Here is an 18,666-nt window from a genome sequence, read left to right as displayed (position 1 = left end):
GGGGAGCCCGAAATCACGGAGTAACCGATGGCCGAAGAAATCGAATGGTGGGACTATGAGGACGCCGACGAATGGAGCGATGCGCTTGCGGGCGATATCGGCTTCATCATCGAAAGCGCGATCGACGCGCGCGGCGGTGCGGTCATCGCGCTGGCAGGCGGCAAGACCCCGGCGCCGGTCTATGAAAAGCTCGCGGCCGCCAAGCTCGACTGGAAGCGCGTGACCATCGTGCCGACCGACGACCGGATCGTGCCGCTCGGCGATCCGCTGTCGAACGTCACCGGCCTGGGCAAGGTGTTCATCCCCAAGGGGGCCCGCGTCGTCCCGCTCGTGAGCGAAAAGGCGGATGACTATAAGGCGGTGGGTCGCGCCGCCGACGCACGCCTCGCCGATCACCACTGGCCGCTCGACCTCGTCCTGCTCGGCATGGGCGCGGATGGTCACACCGCCTCGATCTTCCCCGGCCCCGATCTGGACGAAGCGCTCAACGGGCCCAAGGAGCGTCGTGCGCTCGGCGTGATGCCCGATCCGCTGCCGCCCGAGGCGCCGGTGGCGCGCGTCAGCCTGTCCGCCACCGCCATCGCCACCGCCAAGTCGCTGATGGTCGCCATCTCCGGCGCGGAGAAGCGGAAGGTGCTCGAAACCGCGATCAAGCAGGGCGCGTCGGGCAGCTACCCGATCGGTCGGGTCCTTGCCGAGACCGAACTCCCGGTCGACGTGCACTGGCTGGAGTGACCTGCATGCCGACCCTGCATCCCGAAATCGCCGCCGTCACCGACCGCGTGATCGAACGCTCGAAAGAGCGTCGCGAAGCCTATCGCGCGCTGATGACCCAGCAGCGCGAAGGCGGCACCAGCCGCCGCGGGCTCGGCTGCGCCAATCTCGCCCATGCCTATGCCGGCACCGACGAGCAGCGCGACGCGATGAAGCCGGCGAACCGGATGAATATCGGGATCGTCACGGCGTATAACGACATGCTCTCGGCGCACGCGCCCTATTATCGCTACCCCGAACAGATGAAGATCTGGGCGCTGGAAGCGGGTGCGACGGCGCAGGTCGCGGGTGGCGTGCCGGCGATGTGCGACGGCGTGACGCAGGGCTATGCCGGGATGGAACTGTCGCTGTTCAGTCGCGACACGATTGCGCTGTCGACCGCGGTCGCGCTCAGCCACAACACGTTCGAGGGCGCCGCCCTGCTCGGCATCTGTGACAAGATCGTGCCGGGCCTGCTCATGGGGGCGCTGCGCTTCGGCCATCTCCCGATGATCCTGATCCCCGGCGGCCCGATGCGCACCGGCATCGCCAACAAGGAAAAGGCCCGCGTCCGCGAGCTCTATGCCGAGGGCAAGGCGAGCCGCGAGGAACTGCTCGATTCCGAAATCGCCGCCTATCACGGCAAGGGCACCTGCACCTTCTACGGCACGGCCAATTCGAACCAGATGATGATGGAGGCGATGGGCCTCCACGTTCCCGGCGCGTCGTTCGTCAATCCCGGCACCAAGCTGCGCCAAGAGCTGACCAAAGCCGCGGTGCAGCGGCTGCCCGAGATTGGCTGGGATGGCGACGATTATCGCCCGATCGGTGAGGTCGTGGACGAGCGCGCGATCGTCAACGCCGCTGTGGTGCTGCTCGCCACCGGGGGCTCGACCAACCACCTCATCCACCTGCCCGCGATCGCGCGCGCGGCGGGCATCCTGATCGACTGGGACGATTTCGACCGCCTCTCGCGCTCCGTCCCGCTGCTCACCCGCGTCTATCCCAATGGCTCGGCCGATGTGAACGGCTTCCAGGATGCCGGCGGCCCGACCTTCGTGATCCGCGAACTGCTCAAGGGCGGCATCCTCCATGGCGACACGCTGACCACCTTCGGCGACGGTCTCGACGCTTACGGGCGCAAGCCCGATCTGGACGATGACAAGCTCGTCTGGACCGATCACGACGCGGTGAGCGGCGACGCCAGCATCGTCGCCACGCTCGACGCGCCCTTCTCGCCCGAGGGCGGCTTCCGCATCCTCTCGGGCAATCTCGGCCGTGCGTGCATCAAGGTTTCCGCCGTCGATCGCGATCGCTGGACGATCGAGGCGCCGTGCCGCGTGTTCAGCACGCAACAGGCGGTGCAGGACGCCTTCAAGGCCGGAGAACTCGACCGTGACGTCGTCGTCGTCGTCCGGTTTCAGGGTCCGCGCGCCAACGGCATGCCCGAACTCCACAAGCTCACCCCGCCGCTCGGCGTCCTCCAGAACCGCGGCTTCCGCGTCGCGCTCGTCACCGATGGGCGCATGTCGGGTGCAAGCGGCAAGGTGCCCGCCGCGATCCACCTGTCGCCCGAGGCGCTGGGCGGCGGCCCGATCGGCAAGCTGCGCGACGGCGATGTCGTGCGCGTGTGTGCGGAGGAAGGCGTGCTTCAGGCACTGGTCGATCCGGCCGAATGGGACGCGCGCGACCTCGCCCCCGCGCCGCCGCCGGACCTTGGCACCGGCCGCGAGCTGTTCGCGATGATGCGCCAGGGCGCGAGCGAGGCGGAAGCGGGCGGATCGGCGATGCTGGCGGCTGCCGGGCTTTGAGAAAAGAAAAGGGAGAGTGATGGAAGTCGTAGCGGTCGATATCGGCGGAACCCATGCCCGCTTCGCCATCGCGGAGGTCGAGAACGGCCGCGTCACGTCGCTCGGGGAACCGGTCACGCAGAAAACCGCGGACCATGCCAGCTTCCAGCTCGCCTGGCAGGCATCGGCGCGCGAATTCGGGCGCGACATGCCCCGCGCCGCCGCGATCGCCATCGCCTCCCCGATCAATGACGAGCTGATCAAGCTCACCAACAATCCGTGGATCATCCGTCCGCCGCTGATCAAGGAGCGGCTCGACGTCGACAGCTACAGCCTGATCAACGATTTCGGCGCGGTGGGCCATGCCGTGGCCCAGCTCCCCGACGCGGATTTCGTGCATCTGTGCGGTCCCGTGACAGCGTTGCCGGAACGCGGCTCGATCACCGTTTGCGGTCCGGGAACGGGGCTTGGCGTCGCACAGGTGTTCCGCCCTCCCAGTGGCGGCTATCACGTCATCGCGACCGAAGGCGGCCATATGGACTTCGCGCCGCTCGACGGGATCGAGGACGCTTATGTCCGCCGTCTGCGCTCGACCTACACCCGCGTCTCGGCCGAGCGCATCGTTTCGGGCCCCGGTATCGTCCCGATCTACGAGACGCTTGCCCAGATCGAGGGCAAGGCGGTGCACAGCCTGTCCGACAAGGAAATCTGGACGCTGGCGCTGGAGGGCAAGGACAGCCTCGCCGTCGCCGCGCTCGACCGCTTCTGCCTCAGCCTCGGTGCCGTCGCCGGCGACCTTGCGCTCGCGCACGGCCCGACCGGCGTCGTCATCGCCGGCGGGCTCGGCTTCCGGCTCAAGGATCATCTGCTCGGCTCTGGATTCGCCCAGCGTTTCGTCGCAAAGGGTCGCTTCCAGGGGTTGATGTCCTCGATCCCCGTCAAGCTGATCACCCACCCCCAGCCCGGCCTCTACGGTGCGGCGGCGGCCTATGCGCAGGAGCATACGCAATGACCATCGAAACGATCATGCGGACCAGCGCGGTCATCCCGGTCCTCGTCATCGACGACGCGGCCACCGCCCGCCCGCTCGCCGAGGCACTGGTCGCGGGCGGTCTTAAGGTGCTCGAAGTCACGATGCGCACCCCCGCGGCGCTCGACGCGATCCGCGAGATGAAGCAGGTCGAGGGCGCGATCGTCGGCGCAGGCACCGTTGTCAATCCCGACCAGTTCGCCAAGGTGATGGACGCCGGCGCCGAGTTCATCGTCTCGCCGGGCCTCACCGAACGCCTCGGGCGGGTGATCGTCGACAGCGGCGTCCCCTTCCTCCCCGGCATCGCCAATGCGGGCGACATCATGCGCGGCTACGATCTCGGCCTGCGCCAATTCAAATTCTTCCCCGCGGAGACGAGTGGCGGCCTCAAGGCGCTCAAGGCACTCGCCGCCCCCTTCTACGAAGCCAGCTTCTGCCCGACCGGCGGCATCACCCCCGCCACTGCTCCGAACTGGCTCGGCTTCGATCCGGTCCTGTGCGTCGGCGGCAGCTGGGTGACGCCCAAGGGCGCGAGCATGGCCGAGGTCGAGGCATTGGCACGCGAAGCGGCCTCGATGCGTTGACCTGACTGTATTGCACATGCAATACAGTCCGCCATGTTCGGACCCGCTCTCTCGCTCCTGGCGCTCGCCGCCGGAACCCCGCAAGCCTTCGACCCCGGCCGCGAGCAGCCGCCGCTCGACCCGCCGAGCCGCGTCCTCGTGCTGGGCACGCCGCATTTGTCGGGCATCCCCACCGATCACTATCCCGAAAGCCTTGAGCCGCTGCTCGCCAAACTGGTCGCGTACCGGCCCCAGATCATCACCATCGAGGCGCTATCCGGCGCGCAATGCGCCTATCTGCGCACCTATCCCGCACGGTGGAAGAGCACGGTTGCGGACTATTGCTGGAACCCGGCTCCCGCACGCGCCGCGACCGGTCTAGACGTTCCGGACGCCGTGATCGAATCGGAGCGGCTGCTCGCCAAGCTCGGACCCGATCCGGCGCCCGCCGCACGCCGCCGTCTTGCCGCCACCTTCCTCGCAGCGGGCGAACGCGCCTCCGCGCTCGTCCAGTGGCTCCGCCTGCCCGAATCCGAACGCCGCGCCGCCGACGGCCTCGACGCCGCGCTGGTCGAAGTACTCGAAAAAGTCCGCGTCCGGCACAATGAGGATTACGCGATCGCCGCCCCGCTCGCCGCGCGTCTCGGCCTCGACCGGCTGCACTATGTCGACGATCACACGTCCGACTTCGTCATCTCCGACGAAGCCGCCTTCGGCACCGCGATCCAGGCGCAGTGGGACAATGAAGCGAGCAAGCAGCGCAAGGCGGCCGACGCTAGGCTGATGGCGGGCATGAAAGCTCCCGGCGGACTGCTCGCCGCCTATCGCGGTTACAACGATCCCCGCACCTTCTCGTTGGTCTACCGCAGCGATTTCGGAGCAGCACTGCGCGACCCGTCCCCGCAACGCTTCGGGCGGCAATATGTCGGAAGCTGGGAAGTCCGCAACCTGCGCATGGTCGCCAACATTCGCGAAACGCTCGTCACCGCCCCGGGCTCGCGCGTGCTCACCATCGTCGGCGCCTCGCACAAGCCCTATTTCGACGCCTATCTGCGCCAGATGCACGACGTGCGACTGGTCGATGTCGGAAAAGTCCTCGAATAGGCGTCAGCGTCGGGCGAACAGCAGCGCATCGACCTCGCAATCGCTGCACGCTTCGGCCTTCAGGACAAGCCGGTTGCGCCCCTCGAGCAGGGGCAGATCGCCGACGGCGATGGTCTGCCAGCCCGGGCCCCTGGCCAACTCCACCCGTACGGGCGCACGGCCGTTGAGCGCCAATGCGAAGCTGCCGCCGCTCGCACTTCGCGCGCGCAGGCTGATCGCACGCCGGCCCGGGCGCTCGGCATCGATCGTATACTGCATCCACTCCCCGGTCTGGACGCCGGTAACATAGCGCGCACCCGTCGCGTCCACCACGATGTCGACCCCGTCGTTGCGGTAGGTCACTCCGCTGTTCCACTTCACCCAGTCGCCGCCGGTCGCGACATGGTAATCGGCATCCTCGCGGTCGTGATAGGCATAGCCCGCCCGCCCCAGGTCGAAATCGACCGCTGCGATCCGGGTCGCGGCTGCGCCGATGGCATGGCGCCGGAACGGCAGTGTCGCGTTGCTGTGCGGCTGACGGAACATCGCATCGATCACGTCGGGATGCTGGATGTTGTTCTCGAACCGCACGTCATGCGTCGCGAGCCGCATCAGCGCCCGCTCGGCGACCTGCACGCTCGGCTTCGGTCCCGTGCCCAGCCAATAGGCGCGCAGCACATCCCATCCGGGATTAGGCTTGACCTGCAACGGATTGTTATAGCGTATTTTCTTGACCGGCCACCACGCCCAGCCGATACCCTCGCCCTCGACCAGGGCGATGGCATCGCGGAACCAGACATTGCTGTTTTCGCCCGTCTCCCCGAGCCACAGAGGCAAGCCCAGCCGATCGCGCAACGCCAGCGAACCCGCGATCGATGCCTTGTCGTTGCGGTTCCAGTATTTGTGAAAGCTCAACGCCATATTGGGATCGAGCGGCGCGTCGAGCCCTTCATAATTATTGCCCCAGCAATTCCCCTCGATGATCACCATATGGTTGCGATCGACCGATCGGATCGCCGCGATCGCCTCCCGGTAGAACGTCCAGAGCGGCGCGTTGACCTTCGACGAGCAGCCATGGCCCTGCTTGGGCCCGTCGAAATCCCAATTGGGCTCGTTGACGATGTCATAGCCGGCAATGCCCGGCTCTTCGGCATAGCGCTCGGCCAGCTTCTTCCACAGCGCGATGGTCTTGCGCCGGTTCTCTGCGCTCTCCCACAGCGACGGCTTGCTCGGGTCTCGGTCGCTGATCGGCAGGTCGTTGCCCTGCCCGCCGGGCGCTGCGTGCAGGTCCAGGATCAGGTGCATATTGTTCGCGCGCGTCCATTCCAGCAGCCGGTCGATCCGCGCGAACCCGTCCTCGATCCACGTATCCTGCCCGGCGACCGGCTCCTGCTCGATCGGCAGCGTGAACAAATTGTAGTGCATCGGCAGCCGGATCGAATTGAACCCCCAACGCGCCATCGCGTCGACATCCGCCTTCGTCACGAAATTGTCGAGCCACGCCTTGTAGAACGCCGCCGCCTTCTCCTCGCCGACCAGTTCGGTGATTTTTCGACGAATGACGTGCTGCTGGCCCTTTTCGAGGTCGCCAAGCTCCAGCATATAGCCTTCCTGGAGCATCCAGCCCCCCAGACCCATGCCGCGCAGCAGCAGCGGACGCCCCTCCCCGTCCACGATCTGCTTGCCGTCGCGATGGACATATTGCGCACTCGCCGGCGCCGCGATCGCGCTCATCGCCACAATCACAGCCGTCGTCATCCACCCCAGGCGCATCAACCCTCTCCCACCGATTCTTGTCGTTGGGAACGTTATCAATAGCGGAAAACCGGGTCTATGCAGTTGTGCCGGTCGACGGCCCCGCGGCGCGCGGTCGCGGCTGAGCCCTACATTTCCCCGCGCGAACGGCGCAGCGCATACCATTTCTGGACGTTGGCGTTGTGCTGCTCCAGCGTGTCGGCGAAGATATGCCCGCCCGTGCCATCCGCGACGAAATACAGCGCGCTGGTCTGCTCGGGGTCCAGCACGGCGTCGATGCTCGCACGCCCCGGATTGGCGATCGGCCCGATCGGCAGCCCGGCGCTGGCATAGGTATTGTACCCGTTCTTGTCCTGCAGCTCGGAGCGCAGGATGCGGCGGCCCAGCGGCTTGCCCTTTGTCACCGGGTAGATCACCGTCGGATCGGCCTGCAGCGGCATCCCGCGCTTGAGGCGGTTGGAATAGACCCCCGCGACCATCCGGCGTTCCTCGGCCTTCCCGGTTTCCTTCTCGACGATCGACGCGAGGATCAGCGCCTCGCGCGGGGTGCTCACCGCGATGCCCGGCTTGCGCTTCGCCCATGCGTCGCTGAGATACTTCACCATCGCCGCCTGCATCCGGTCGAGCACCGCCTGGCGCGTGTCGCCGCGGTGATAGGCATAGCTGTCGGGCAGGATCGTGCCCTCGACGGGAACGGCGACCTCGCCTTCCAGCTGCTCGGCCGCCATCAGCCGTTCGTGCACCAGGATCGACGGCATCCCCTCCGGGATCATCACGAAGCGCTGGAGCGTGCGACCGCCCTGCAGCATCTTGAGGATGTCGGACTGGCTGATCTTCGCCGGAACGCGATATTCGCCCGCCTGGATCGGGGTGTCGTCGCCGAAGATCCGCGCCATCCACAGGAACAGGTCCGCGTCGCGGATCGCGCCCTCTTTCTCCAGGTCGCGCGCGGCGGCGGTCAGGGTCGATCCCTGCGCGACCATCAGCGTCACATTGCGCTGGCCCGGTCCCGGCCCGCCCCACACATTCGCGGCCCAGAAGGCCGCGCCGATGAGCGCAAGAACGATCAGAAAGCCGAAACAACCGACCTTGCGCATCACCGTCTCCCGGGTCGGTCGATCAGACCGCCTTCATCACCAGCGAGGCATTGGTGCCGCCAAAGCCGAACGAGTTGTTCAGCACGGCCTTGACCTTGCGCTCCTTGGCCTTGTGCGGGACCAGGTCGACGCTGGCGCAATTCTCGCTCGGATCGTCGAGGTTCAGCGTCGGCGGCACGATCTGGTCGCGCATCGCGAGGATGCAGAAGATGCTCTCGACCGCGCCCGCACCGCCCAGCAGATGCCCGATCGCCGACTTGGTCGAAGACATGCTGAGATCGCCGATCGCGTCGCCGAACAGACGCCGCACCGCGCCCAGCTCCAGCTCGTCGCCCAGCGGGGTCGAGGTGCCGTGCGCATTGATATAATCGATGTCCGACAGGTCGAGGCCCGACTTCTTCATCGCCATCTGCATCGACCGGAACGCGCCCGACCCCTCCGGATGCGGCGCAGTCACGTGATAGGCGTCGCCCGACAGGCCATAGCCGACCACCTCGGCATAGATTTTCGCGCCGCGCGCCTTGGCCCGCTCATATTCCTCAAGCACCACGATGCCTGCGCCTTCGCCCATGACGAAGCCGTCGCGGCCCTGGTCCCACGGGCGGCTGGCGCGCCACGGCTCGTCGCGGAACCCGGTGGACAGTGCGCGTGCCTGACCGAAGCCGGCGATGCCGATCGGACAGATCGTGCTCTCCGCGCCGCCTGCGAGCATCACGTCGGCATCGTCCATCGCGATCATCCGCGCGGCGTCGCCGATCGAATGCGCGCCGGTCGAACATGCCGTGACGACCGCATGGTTCGGCCCCATCAGGCCGTATTTGATCGAGACCTGGCCAGAGATCAGGTTGATCAGCCGACCATGCACGAAGTGCGGGGAAACGCGCTTCGGCCCCTTCTCCGCCAGCACCAGCGATTCGCTCTCGATTCCCGGCAGGCCACCGATCCCCGATCCGATCGAACAGCCGGCGCGCAGCCGCTCTTCCTCGGTCATGTCGAGCAGGCCGGCATCCTCGATCGCCTGTCCCGCGGCATCGATGCCATAGACGATGAACGGATCGACCTGGCGCTGGATCTTGTGATCCACCCGCTTGCCCGGGTCGAAGCCATATTCATGATCGGCGGGCTTCACTTCGCAGGCATAGTTGCTCTGGAAGTCGGTGGCATCGAAGCGCGTGATGGTTCCAGCGCCGGACTTTGCGGCGATGATGTTCTTCCATGCGGTTTCGACGTCCGCACCCAGCGGGGTCACGAGGCCAAGGCCAGTCACGACAACGCGGCGCATAGCAATTCTCCGGTACTATCTGCTCGAATACGAAACGGCTCCCCACCCCTTTCCGGGACCGGGAGCCGTTCGTCAAATCCTGCCCATGCGGGCGGCCATCCGGGAAACCCGAATTAGCCCTGATTCTCGTCGATATAGGTGATCGCATCCTTGACGGTCGCGATCTTCTCGGCCGCGTCGTCGGGGATTTCGACACCGAATTCTTCTTCGAACGCCATCACCAGCTCGACGATGTCGAGGCTGTCCGCGCCCAGGTCGTCGATGAAGCTCGCATCTTCGGTCACCTTCTCGGCTTCGACGCCAAGGTGCTCGACGACGATCTTCTTCACGCGATCGGCGGTCTCGCTCATGCCCTGTTCCTTCTTGTGGGTTGAATCTCTTAATCCTGAACGCACCTAGAACGCCGCCCGCCCCTGCGCAAGAGGGGGACGCAGGGTCACTGGTGGATCACAGCATCGCTCATTGAGATAGCGCACCAAGACGGCGCAGATCCTCAAATGTGATTTTACCAGCGCTCAGACCATCCAGGAAGACCCTCCCTCCGACCGCTCGCCCTAGCAGCCGTGCAGAACTCGGCTCTTTTGAGTCGTCGGACAAGGCCTTGCGGACGGCGGGATAGTCAAACGCGATCTTCGCAATCGCCGTGCCCAATTGTTCGCTGAACTCGCCTCGCAAAATTTGAGCGCGCTGCTCAGCACTGAGACGTCCTGCCACCGCGCCAACGGTGGCATGCGTAACTCCTCGGGTCGCGAGCTGGGCCTGCGTGGTTTCCGCAGCGGATCGGATCGTCATATAGGCAAGCGCTGCCTTGAAATCTTCCTGGGTCCAACTCCACTTTTTGCCGCACGCACCGACAATCTCGCCGAGTTTCGCTCGCGCTGCCCCATGCGCTGCTTGGCTGATTGCCGCGTCCCTGATCTCGGGACCCTGGATCGCGTCACGCTCCGCTCGCGTGAGCGAATCATAGAGGCATGCCGCCGAAGCCAGATCGCTCTCCGGCGCTGGAGCGATCACGGTCGCCAGAACTGCAAATACACCTATCCACATAAAATGCCCCGCAGCCCCTTACAGCATTGCCATGCCGCCGTTCACATGCAGCGTCTGCCCAGTGATGTACCCCGCTTCCTTGCTGGCGAGATATACTACCGCCGCGCCGATATCCGCGCCATCGCCAAGATCGCCCGCCGGAATCTTCGTCAACAATGCGGTCTTCTGCGCCTCGGGCAGCACGTCGGTCATCGCCGATCGGATGAAACCCGGCGCGACGCAGTTGACCGTGATATTGCGGCTCGCCAGTTCCTGCGCCATCGCCTTCGACATGCCGACCAGCCCCGCCTTGGACGCGGCATAATTGGCCTGCCCGGGATTGCCGGTGGCGCCGACGACCGAGGTGATCGAGATCATGCGCCCGAACCGCGCTTTCATCATCGGCTTGGATGCCGCCCGCATCAGCCGAAAAGCGGCCTCCAGGTTGACGCGAATCACCTGATCCCACTCCTCATCCTTCATCCGCATCGCCAGATTATCCCGCGTAACCCCGGCATTGTTGACGAGGATGTCGAGTTTGCCGAGCGCTTCGAGCGCAGACGGGACGAGCGCGTCCACGGCCGCGGCGTCCGAGAGGTTGCAGGCCAAGGCAACGTGGTCCCCGCCCAGTTCGGCGCGAAATGCCTCCAGCTTCTCGGCATTCGACCCCGAGACCGCCAGCCGCGCGCCCTGCGCCGCCAGCGCCTTGGCGATCGCAGAACCGATCCCACCCGAAGCGCCGGTCACCAGCGCGGTCATGCCTGTCAGGTCGAACATAGTCATCCTCCTCAGAGCGCTTTCTCGAGCGCCTCGATATCGTCCATCGTCACCACGCTGGTCACCGTCGCGTCAGGCGCAATGCGCTTGACCATCGCGCCGAGCACCTTGCCGCCCAGTTCGGTGAAGTCGGTCACGCCTGCATCGAACATCGCGGCAACCGATTCGCGCCAGCGCACCATCCCCGTCACCTGATCGACGAGCAGCCCGCGGATCGCGTCGGGATCGGCCACCGGCGCCGCCGTGACATTGGCATAGACCGGCACCAGCGGCGCCCGGATCGCGACGTCCGCCAACGCCTTGGCCATGGCGTCGGCGGCAGGCCGCATCATCGGGCAGTGGAACGGCGCCGACACCGGCAGCAGCACTGCGCGCTTCGCGCCATGATCCTTAGCGATCGCCACCGCGCGATCGATCGCATCCTTCGCGCCGGAGATCACGACCTGCGACGGATCGTTGTCGTTGGCGACGGTACAGACCTCCCCCTCGGCCGCGGCATCAGCGATTGTCTTTGCCTTGCTCACGTCCGCACCCAGCAGCGCTGCCATCGCGCCCTCGCCTACCGGCACGGCCGCCTGCATCGCACGCCCGCGCAGCTTCAGCAGCCGCGCAGTGGTCGCTAGGTCCAGCGCTCCTGCGGCGCACAACGCCGTATATTCCCCCAGACTATGCCCGGCGAGGAAATCAGCCTTGTCGGCCAGCCGCACGCCGCCTTCCTTCTCCAGCACGCGCAGCACCGCAATGGCGTGCGCCATGATCGCCGGCTGGGCGTTCTCGGTTAGCGTCAGGTCGCTTTCGGGCCCTTCGGTCATCAGCTTGAACAGCTTCTGGCCCAGTGCGTCGTCGACTTCCTGAAACACTTCGCGCGCCGCCGGGCTCGCTTGCGCCAGCGCGAGGCCCATGCCGACCGACTGGCTCCCCTGACCGGGAAAGATGAATGCACGCATGTCCGTCCTCCGAAATGTGGCGCCGCCCCTATGGCCGGGGCGATGCCCATGCAAGGCTCAACGCTCGGTCTCAGGCTTCCAGGGGTGGAACTCGCCCTGACGAATCCAGCGCGTCGCAAGCCACTTCTCGCCCGATGTCACGGGCAATCCCGCATGTTCGGTGCGCGGGTCCGCCCGGCCTGCGTCGGTCGTGTTGCGGAACACCAGCGCATCGCCCGCCTGCGCGCGCACGACGATCCCCAGTTCGGGAAATTCGGTTTCCCCGCCGCCATAGCCGTCATTGAGATAGATCAGCACGGTGTGCGAGCGTTGGTTTTCCACCCCGGGCAGCGCGTCGAGATGCGGACGATATTCCTGCCCCGGCGTGTAGCGCAGGACGTGCAGCGGCTCACCCCGCCCGACATCGGTCTCCGACGCGGTCGCCGCGCGGCAATTGACCGTGTGGAGGACCAGATCTTCGTCGCTCGGCGCGAACGCGGCCCCCGCCGAGTTCCGGATCGGATGCGGCACGCGCTGCCCGCTCTCAGGATCGACGACGAACGATGGCTGTAGCATCGGCGCTGCACGCGCCATGACGAATGCGCAGGCGTCACGCGAGATCAAGCCCGGAATGCGGGCGATATAGGGGTCGTTGCTCAATATCTCCGGCTGCGGCGCATCGCTTGGGATGGCATCGGCGATCGCTAGATGCTGAGCGGCCAACGGCGATCGCGGCGCGGCCGCTTCGACGATCGCGCGCGCCGCGTCCGCATCGCGGGGGGCGCCGGTGGCGGTCAGCAACATCGACGCCTGGGTGAGCATCGCCGGCAGATGCCCGGTCGCCGCGGCTGCCGCAGTCAGGCGATAGGCCTCTTCCAGGTCCTGCGCCCCGAAATGCCCCCAGCACCGCCACTGGGCCAGCATCATCATCGCATCGGCGTCGCCCTGCGCGGCGCGCTGCTCCACGAATGCGACCGCGGCGTCATGTCCCTGGCGCGCTACCGCCTGCACTTCCTGTTCGAACGTCATGCCGTCCCTTCGCCCGTAAAGCTGAACAAAGGCAAGCACGCCGCGACAAATGGCGACCATTTTGCCGCTCGCCCGCGATACTTCGGCGACACCCGGCCCCCAGATTGATCTCGTCGCCCGATGACGGGCTCGAACGAAGGAGACTGGAAATGAAGAAGTTTGTTCTCGCCGCCGTCGCCGCATCGGTCGCGGTCAGCCCGATCCTCGCCGCTGCGCCCGCCGCCGCCGCGCCGGCTAAGCAGACCCGCACGGTCGTGAAGCACAAGCCCAATGGCAAGGTCGTCGTCAAGAAGACCACGGTCAGGAAGGCGACCCCGGCGCGCTATCGGACAGCGTGGAAGCGTGGCGACCGGTTCGACTATCGCCAGGCGCGCAATTATCGCCAGATCGACTATCGCCAGTATCGCGGCCTGAAGGCGCCGCCGCGCGGCTATCGCTATGTCCAGTCGGGCAACGACGTGGTCCTTGTCGGCATCACCAGCGGCATCGTCGCCGCGGTGCTCGCCAACCTGATCCGCTAAGCGGGTCACAACGACCGGCCTTTCCTCCCTCCGGGGCCGGGCGATCGGGCGGCGGGGCAGTATCTGCCTCGCCGCTTGCTTTTCCTCCAGACCGCGCGTAAGGGCGCATCGTTGAGCGGCAGCCTCGGCTGGCCGCTTTTCGTATTTTGGAACGACAGCCGGAGGGGCGTCCGCATGGGGCGGCGTCAGCGATCGGCCAACAGTGAGAACAGACGCATGGCTCTGTACGAGCATGTGTTCCTTGCGCGCCAGGATCTGGCACAGGCGCAGGTGGACGCACTGGCGGAAACCGCCACCAAGATCGTCGAGGACAATTCGGGCAAGGTCGTCAAGACCGAGACCTGGGGTCTTCGCAGCCTCGCCTACAAGATCGCGAAGAACCGCAAGGCGCATTACGTGATGCTCGAGATCGACGCCCCCGGCGGCGTGATCGCCGAGCTGGAGCGCCAGACGCAGATCAACGAAGACGTGATCCGCTACATGACCGTCCGCGTGGACGCACATGAGCAGGGTCCGACGGTGATGATGCGCAAGGGTGACCGCGAGCGCCGCGGTCGTCGCGACCGTGACGGTGGTGAGGAGTAAGTAATATGGCACGTCCCTTTTTCCGCCGCCGCAAGAGCTGCCCCTTCTCCGCGAAGGATGCCCCCCGGATCGACTATAAGGACGTCCGACTGCTGCAAGGCTCCGTGTCCGAGCGTGGCAAGATCGTCCCCTCGCGCATCACCTCGGTGAGCGCGAAGAAGCAGCGCGAACTGGCCATCGCCATCAAGCGTGCGCGCCACCTGGGCCTTCTGCCCTTCATCGTGAAGTAAGGAGCGCAGCTCATGGAAATCATTCTGCTCGAGCGCGTCGAGAAGCTCGGCCATATCGGCGACGTGGTGAAGGTGAAGGACGGGTTCGCCCGTAACTACCTCCTCCCGAACAAGAAGGCGCTGCGCGCCAACGAAGCCAACCGCAAGGTGTTCGAGGCGAACCGCGAGCGCATCGTCGCCGAAAACGCCGCCAAGCGCACCGAAGCCGAGAAGGAATCGAAGGGCCTTGAGGGCGTTTCGGTCACCCTGATCCGTCAGGCGTCGAACACCGGCCAGCTGTACGGCTCGGTCGCGGTGCGCGACATCGTCGACGCGCTCAACGCCGACGGTCACAAGGTCACCAAGTCGCAGGTCGTCCTCGACAAGCCGATCAAGTCGATCGGCATGTTCGAGGTCAAGGTCGCGCTGCACGCCGAAGTCGCGGTGACCGTCAAGGTCAATGTCGCGCGCTCGCCTGAAGAGGCCGAGATGCAGGCACAGGGCGTCAACGTGATGGAGGCGATGTTCGAAAAGGACGAAGCCGGCTTCACCGAAGACCGCGATCCGAACCTCGAGCCCGGCGAAATCGCCGCCGAGCCGACCGAGGAGCAGGCCGAGGGCTAACCCCCTCGCCCCTGTGGCTCGCACAAAGATAAGGCCGCCCGGTGACACGACCGGGCGGCCTCTTTTTTTCGCTTGGGAGCGAAACCTTGGGGTTACGGAGCGACCACCATCGCGCCCAGCACCGCAACCAGCGGAATGGCGGCCAAAGCCACCGACATCAACTTACCCATCTGTCTTCTACCTGAAGCGTCGTTCAGGGTTAACAATGCGTAGTGGCGGCGAAGGTTGCATCAGTCAGGATTTGACGCGCCGACGCTTACGCCGTCGACGACGGCTGGCGGTCGCGCTTTCGGTTCGCGCATATTCACCGGGAAGCAAATATTTGAGCCGCCGATCATAGTCCCGATCGCCGCGAATGACCGAAGCGCGAAACGCCCGGATGGCGCGCCACCAGGCAAAGGCGGTCCAAGCTACCGCGAGAAGGACCGCCGGCAGCCAGATCAACATCCCCGAATATCCCCAGCTACCGGTCAGCACAGGGATCAAAAGGAAGGCGACTCCCAAAATGGGCGAAATCGGCCGCGGACTGGTCTTTATGTCGTTATCCACGAGACGCCGTATCTTCAGATAGGTCGGTCGCATCATTTCCGCCCGAACAGCTTCTCGATATCGCCATGCGCCAGCTTCACCCAGGTCGGGCGGCCATGGTTGCACTGGCCCGAATGCGGCGTGACCTCCATCTCGCGGAGCAGCGCGTTCATCTCGGTGACTGACAGCACCCGCCCGGCGCGGACCGATCCGTGGCAAGCCATCGTCGCGGCGACATGGTCGAGCTTTTCCTTGAGGCTCAGCGCCTGGTCGAACGCCGCCAGTTCGTCGGCGATATCGGTGACGAGCGCGACGATGTCGCCCTTGCCCAGCATCGCCGGGGTCGCGCGCACCAGCATCGCGCGCGGACCGAAGCGTTCGAGCTCCAGACCGAACTCAGCAAGCTCGCCTGCCCGCGCCTCCAGCCGGTCGCACGCCGGTTCGTCCAGTTCGACCACCTCGGGCAGCAGCAATGCCTGGCTCGCCACACCGCCATTGCTCATCGCGCGGCGCATGCGTTCGAGCACCAGCCGTTCGTGCGCGGCATGCTGGTCGACCAGCACCAACCCGTCCTCGGCCTCCGCGACGATATAGGTTTTCGCCACCTGTCCCCGCGCGACTCCGAGGGGGTAGCTGATCGATGCCGGAACCGGTTCGGCAGCGGGTTCTGCGCGGGCTTGGGGTGGTGCGACGAAGGATGGACGACGGTCGTGGAGGCCAGTCGAGGGCATACCGCCCGACACCCCGGCGAAAGCGGGCGTCCATCTCCCGTCATCGCCCCAGAGCGTGGCAGCGCCGGACGCTGGATCCCCGCCTTCGCCGGGATGACGTCCGGACGACGCAGCACCTGCCTCGCTCGTCCACAAGCCCATTACCGCTGCATCGGGCCGCTGCACGCTGCGATGCCCTGCCGCATCCAACGCCCGGCGCAGCCCGCTGACGATCAACCCGCGCGCGAGCTGCGGGTCGCGAAAGCGGACCTCGGTCTTCGCCGGGTGCACGTTCACATCGACCTGGTCGGGCGGCACGTCGAGGAACAGCGCCACCACCGGGTGCCGGTCGCGCGCCAGCATCTCGGCATAGGCCCCCCGCACCGCGCCGGTCAGCAGCCGGTCCTTTACCGGGCGCCCATTCACGAACAGATATTGATGATCCGCAACACCGCGATTGAAGGTCGGCAGTCCCGCCACCCCGCCGAGCAATATCCCCTCGCGCTCGAAGTCGATCCCGACGCTGTTCGCCGCCAGATCGCGGTCGGTCAGCGCCGCGACCCGCGCGATGCGGTCCATCCCTTCCTGAACACTGAGCACCCGGCGCCCGTCATGCTCGACCGAAAAGCCGATCTCGGACCGCGCCATCGCCAGCCGCTTCACGATATCGAGGCAGGCGGCGTATTCCGATCGGGTCGAGCGCAGGAACTTGCGTCGCGCAGGCACCTTCTCGAACAGCCCCTCGACCCGCACCCGCGTGCCGGGCGGCAGCGCCGCGGGCCCCTCCCCGGCGAGCGCACCATTATCGATGGTGCGAAACCAGCCATCCGCGCCGCGCGGGCGGCTTTCGACCGTAAAGCGCGACACACTCGCGATCGACGGCAACGCCTCGCCTCGAAATCCCAACGTCGTGACGGCATCGATTGCGTCATCGGGCAGCTTCGACGTCGCGTGCCGCTCAAGCGCCAGTGCCATTTCGGCGGGCGTCATGCCGCAGCCGTCATCGGTCACCTCGATCAGATCGACCCCACCGCCGCCCAGCCGGACGGCGATCCGCGTTGCGCCGGAATCGATCGCATTTTCCACCAGTTCCTTGAGCGCGCTGGCAGGGCGTTCCACCACTTCGCCCGCTGCAATCCGGTTGACAAGATGTTCGGGCAAGCGTCGTATTGACATGCAGGTTGGTGTAGCCCAAGCGACGCCATCCCGCGACCCGTATCCGCCAGATTTCCGAGAGTTGGAGCAATCCGCCCCCGGGCAGGTCGAGGCTAAACCACAGTGCGAGCGCGCCGCCCCTGTCGAGCGCGAAGGACGGAACAATAGATGGCGTTTTTCTCCCGCTTTTTCAAATTCATGTCTCACGATCTTGCGATCGACCTGGGAACCGCGAACACGGTTGTTTACCTGCGCGGGCGCGGGGTTGTGCTGAACGAACCGTCGGTCGTCGCGGTCGAGACGCTCAACGGGATCAAGCGGGTCAAGGCGGTCGGCGACGACGCCAAGCTAATGATGGGCAAGACCCCCGGTACGATCGAGGCGATTCGCCCGCTGCGCGACGGCGTCATCGCCGATATCGACGTGGCCGAGCAGATGATTTCGCACTTCATCCGCAAGGTGACCGGACAGCGCAAGTTCATGCGCTGGCCCCAGATCGTGATCTGCGTCCCGTCGGGCTCGACCAGCGTCGAGCGCCGCGCGATCCGCGATGCCGCGTCGAACGCGGGCGCGTCGCAGGTCTGGCTGATCGAGGAGCCGATGGCGGCAGCGATCGGCGCCGATATGCCGGTGACCGAACCGATCGGCTCGATGGTCGTCGACATCGGCGGCGGCACCACCGAGGTCGCGGTCCTGTCGCTGCGCGGTCTGGCCTATTCCACGTCTGTCCGCGTCGGCGGTGACAAGATGGACGAGGCGATCGTCTCCTACGTCCGTCGCAACCACAATCTGTTGATCGGTGAAGCCACGGCCGAGCGGATCAAGCAGGAAGTCGGCGTCGCCAAGCCGCCTGCGGACGGGATTGGCCTGACGCTCCACATCAAGGGCCGCGATCTCGTCAACGGCGTGCCCAAGGAGATCCAGATCAACCAGGGCCAGATCGCCGAGGCGCTGAGCGAGCCCGTCGGCACGATCGTCGAGGGCGTACGCATCGCGCTCGAGAATACCGCGCCCGAACTGGCCGCCGACATCGTCGACCAGGGCATCGTCCTGACCGGTGGCGGCGCGCTGCTCGAAGGGATTGACGAGGTGCTCCGCGATGAAACGGGTCTGCCCGTGACCGTCGCCGAAGACCCGCTCACCTGTGTGGCGCTTGGCACCGGTCGCGCGCTAGAAGATCCAGTGTTTCGTGGTGTCCTGATTCAGGTCTGATAGAAAGCAGG

20 protein-coding genes are annotated in these 18,666 nt (G+C 66.0%); 10 read left to right on the top strand and 10 right to left on the bottom strand.

Annotated features, from left to right (window positions below; translation table 11 throughout):
• Window positions 1–27: 27 nt before the first annotated feature.
• Genes pgl through ABS767_RS13415 form a run of 5 tightly spaced genes read left to right on the top strand, consistent with a single transcriptional unit; the run spans window position 28 to window position 5,240 of the window.
• Window positions 28–735, top strand: a complete 708-nt coding sequence (pgl, locus tag ABS767_RS13435) for a 6-phosphogluconolactonase (RefSeq protein WP_408079182.1) — start codon at window positions 28–30, stop codon at window positions 733–735.
• 5 nt (window positions 736–740) lie between these two features.
• Window positions 741–2,564, top strand: coding sequence for a phosphogluconate dehydratase (gene edd, locus ABS767_RS13430; RefSeq protein ID WP_408079180.1), 1,824 nt, complete (start codon window positions 741–743; stop codon window positions 2,562–2,564).
• Between the two features lie 19 nt (window positions 2,565–2,583).
• On the top strand, window positions 2,584–3,555 hold the full coding sequence (gene glk, locus ABS767_RS13425) for a glucokinase (protein ID WP_408079178.1): 972 nt from the start codon (window positions 2,584–2,586) through the stop codon (window positions 3,553–3,555).
• On the top strand, window positions 3,552–4,157 hold the full coding sequence (gene eda / locus ABS767_RS13420; protein WP_408079176.1) for a bifunctional 4-hydroxy-2-oxoglutarate aldolase/2-dehydro-3-deoxy-phosphogluconate aldolase: 606 nt from the start codon (window positions 3,552–3,554) through the stop codon (window positions 4,155–4,157). Before glk ends, eda begins: the two co-directional genes overlap by 4 nt.
• A gap of 33 nt (window positions 4,158–4,190) precedes the next feature.
• Window positions 4,191–5,240 (top strand): DUF5694 domain-containing protein, encoded by a 1,050-nt coding sequence (locus ABS767_RS13415; protein WP_408079174.1) that lies wholly within the window; start codon window positions 4,191–4,193, stop codon window positions 5,238–5,240.
• Between the two features lie 3 nt (window positions 5,241–5,243).
• Here ABS767_RS13415 and ABS767_RS13410 read toward each other — a convergent pair whose 3' ends face one another.
• The 8 genes from ABS767_RS13410 to ABS767_RS13375 all read right to left on the bottom strand — a co-directional run bounded on the left by ABS767_RS13410 (window position 5,244) and on the right by ABS767_RS13375 (window position 13,111).
• Complete coding sequence (locus ABS767_RS13410; RefSeq protein ID WP_408079172.1) at window positions 5,244–6,977, bottom strand: cellulase family glycosylhydrolase; 1,734 nt, start codon at window positions 6,975–6,977, stop codon at window positions 5,244–5,246.
• Between the two features lie 125 nt (window positions 6,978–7,102).
• Window positions 7,103–8,071 (bottom strand): endolytic transglycosylase MltG, encoded by a 969-nt coding sequence (mltG, locus tag ABS767_RS13405; RefSeq protein ID WP_408079170.1) that lies wholly within the window; start codon window positions 8,069–8,071, stop codon window positions 7,103–7,105.
• Window positions 8,072–8,093: 22 nt separating this feature from the next.
• Window positions 8,094–9,353, bottom strand: a complete 1,260-nt coding sequence (gene fabF / locus ABS767_RS13400) for a beta-ketoacyl-ACP synthase II (RefSeq protein WP_408079168.1) — start codon at window positions 9,351–9,353, stop codon at window positions 8,094–8,096.
• A gap of 113 nt (window positions 9,354–9,466) precedes the next feature.
• Window positions 9,467–9,703, bottom strand: coding sequence for an acyl carrier protein (locus ABS767_RS13395; RefSeq protein WP_145845190.1), 237 nt, complete (start codon window positions 9,701–9,703; stop codon window positions 9,467–9,469).
• A 109-nt stretch (window positions 9,704–9,812) separates the two neighbouring features.
• A complete protein-coding gene (locus tag ABS767_RS13390; RefSeq protein WP_408079166.1) occupies window positions 9,813–10,400 on the bottom strand; it encodes a hypothetical protein in 588 nt (195 codons plus the stop codon).
• 18 nt (window positions 10,401–10,418) lie between these two features.
• A complete protein-coding gene (gene fabG, locus ABS767_RS13385) occupies window positions 10,419–11,156 on the bottom strand; it encodes a 3-oxoacyl-[acyl-carrier-protein] reductase (protein WP_408079164.1) in 738 nt (245 codons plus the stop codon).
• A gap of 11 nt (window positions 11,157–11,167) precedes the next feature.
• Entirely contained in the window at window positions 11,168–12,103 is a 936-nt protein-coding gene (fabD, locus tag ABS767_RS13380; RefSeq protein WP_408079162.1) for an ACP S-malonyltransferase, read from the bottom strand.
• A gap of 57 nt (window positions 12,104–12,160) precedes the next feature.
• Window positions 12,161–13,111, bottom strand: coding sequence for a 2OG-Fe(II) oxygenase (locus ABS767_RS13375; RefSeq protein ID WP_408079160.1), 951 nt, complete (start codon window positions 13,109–13,111; stop codon window positions 12,161–12,163).
• A gap of 149 nt (window positions 13,112–13,260) precedes the next feature.
• Here ABS767_RS13375 and ABS767_RS13370 point away from each other — a divergent pair, with 149 nt between their 5' ends.
• From ABS767_RS13370 to rplI, 4 genes are all read left to right on the top strand, one after another.
• Window positions 13,261–13,632, top strand: a complete 372-nt coding sequence (locus ABS767_RS13370) for an RcnB family protein (protein ID WP_408079158.1) — start codon at window positions 13,261–13,263, stop codon at window positions 13,630–13,632.
• A 216-nt stretch (window positions 13,633–13,848) separates the two neighbouring features.
• Window positions 13,849–14,217, top strand: a complete 369-nt coding sequence (gene rpsF / locus ABS767_RS13365) for a 30S ribosomal protein S6 (protein WP_408079156.1) — start codon at window positions 13,849–13,851, stop codon at window positions 14,215–14,217.
• Between the two features lie 5 nt (window positions 14,218–14,222).
• A complete protein-coding gene (gene rpsR, locus ABS767_RS13360) occupies window positions 14,223–14,447 on the top strand; it encodes a 30S ribosomal protein S18 (protein WP_408079154.1) in 225 nt (74 codons plus the stop codon).
• Window positions 14,448–14,459: 12 nt separating this feature from the next.
• Window positions 14,460–15,050 (top strand): 50S ribosomal protein L9, encoded by a 591-nt coding sequence (rplI, locus tag ABS767_RS13355; RefSeq protein WP_408079152.1) that lies wholly within the window; start codon window positions 14,460–14,462, stop codon window positions 15,048–15,050.
• 234 nt (window positions 15,051–15,284) lie between these two features.
• Here the strand turns inward: rplI and ABS767_RS13350 are convergent, their stop codons facing one another.
• Together ABS767_RS13350 and mutL are read right to left on the bottom strand one after the other, a co-directional pair.
• Window positions 15,285–15,635 carry a hypothetical protein gene (locus ABS767_RS13350; protein WP_408079150.1) on the bottom strand — a complete coding sequence of 117 codons (351 nt, stop codon included), beginning with the start codon at window positions 15,633–15,635 and terminating at the stop codon, window positions 15,285–15,287.
• Entirely contained in the window at window positions 15,632–17,464 is a 1,833-nt protein-coding gene (gene mutL, locus ABS767_RS13345) for a DNA mismatch repair endonuclease MutL (protein ID WP_408079148.1), read from the bottom strand. Before mutL ends, ABS767_RS13350 begins: the two co-directional genes overlap by 4 nt.
• Before the next feature lie 147 nt (window positions 17,465–17,611).
• On the opposite strand from mutL, the gene ABS767_RS13340 reads away from it, so the two are divergent.
• Window positions 17,612–18,655, top strand: a complete 1,044-nt coding sequence (locus tag ABS767_RS13340) for a rod shape-determining protein (protein ID WP_408079146.1) — start codon at window positions 17,612–17,614, stop codon at window positions 18,653–18,655.
• Window positions 18,656–18,666 lie beyond the last annotated feature (11 nt).

The organism is Sphingomonas plantiphila (genome assembly GCF_046000505.1).
Taxonomy (GTDB): domain Bacteria; phylum Pseudomonadota; class Alphaproteobacteria; order Sphingomonadales; family Sphingomonadaceae; genus Sphingomonas; species Sphingomonas plantiphila.
This window is presented reverse-complemented; position numbering and strand designations above follow the sequence as displayed.

Coding starts and splice junctions, on each gene's coding strand:
- ABS767_RS13375 (WP_408079160.1), bottom strand. CDS start 13,111: ATGACGTTCGAACAGGAAGTGCAGGCGGTAGCGCGCCAGGGACATGAC.
- fabD (WP_408079162.1), bottom strand. CDS start 12,103: ATGCGTGCATTCATCTTTCCCGGTCAGGGGAGCCAGTCGGTCGGCATG.
- ABS767_RS13370 (WP_408079158.1), top strand. CDS start 13,261: ATGAAGAAGTTTGTTCTCGCCGCCGTCGCCGCATCGGTCGCGGTCAGC.
- ABS767_RS13350 (WP_408079150.1), bottom strand. CDS start 15,635: ATGATGCGACCGACCTATCTGAAGATACGGCGTCTCGTGGATAACGAC.
- rpsR (WP_408079154.1), top strand. CDS start 14,223: ATGGCACGTCCCTTTTTCCGCCGCCGCAAGAGCTGCCCCTTCTCCGCG.
- ABS767_RS13340 (WP_408079146.1), top strand. CDS start 17,612: ATGGCGTTTTTCTCCCGCTTTTTCAAATTCATGTCTCACGATCTTGCG.
- mltG (WP_408079170.1), bottom strand. CDS start 8,071: ATGCGCAAGGTCGGTTGTTTCGGCTTTCTGATCGTTCTTGCGCTCATC.
- edd (WP_408079180.1), top strand. CDS start 741: ATGCCGACCCTGCATCCCGAAATCGCCGCCGTCACCGACCGCGTGATC.
- ABS767_RS13395 (WP_145845190.1), bottom strand. CDS start 9,703: ATGAGCGAGACCGCCGATCGCGTGAAGAAGATCGTCGTCGAGCACCTT.
- rpsF (WP_408079156.1), top strand. CDS start 13,849: ATGGCTCTGTACGAGCATGTGTTCCTTGCGCGCCAGGATCTGGCACAG.
- ABS767_RS13415 (WP_408079174.1), top strand. CDS start 4,191: ATGTTCGGACCCGCTCTCTCGCTCCTGGCGCTCGCCGCCGGAACCCCG.
- rplI (WP_408079152.1), top strand. CDS start 14,460: ATGGAAATCATTCTGCTCGAGCGCGTCGAGAAGCTCGGCCATATCGGC.
- fabG (WP_408079164.1), bottom strand. CDS start 11,156: ATGTTCGACCTGACAGGCATGACCGCGCTGGTGACCGGCGCTTCGGGT.
- eda (WP_408079176.1), top strand. CDS start 3,552: ATGACCATCGAAACGATCATGCGGACCAGCGCGGTCATCCCGGTCCTC.
- pgl (WP_408079182.1), top strand. CDS start 28: ATGGCCGAAGAAATCGAATGGTGGGACTATGAGGACGCCGACGAATGG.
- fabF (WP_408079168.1), bottom strand. CDS start 9,353: ATGCGCCGCGTTGTCGTGACTGGCCTTGGCCTCGTGACCCCGCTGGGT.
- ABS767_RS13390 (WP_408079166.1), bottom strand. CDS start 10,400: ATGTGGATAGGTGTATTTGCAGTTCTGGCGACCGTGATCGCTCCAGCG.
- mutL (WP_408079148.1), bottom strand. CDS start 17,464: ATGTCAATACGACGCTTGCCCGAACATCTTGTCAACCGGATTGCAGCG.
- ABS767_RS13410 (WP_408079172.1), bottom strand. CDS start 6,977: ATGACGACGGCTGTGATTGTGGCGATGAGCGCGATCGCGGCGCCGGCG.
- glk (WP_408079178.1), top strand. CDS start 2,584: ATGGAAGTCGTAGCGGTCGATATCGGCGGAACCCATGCCCGCTTCGCC.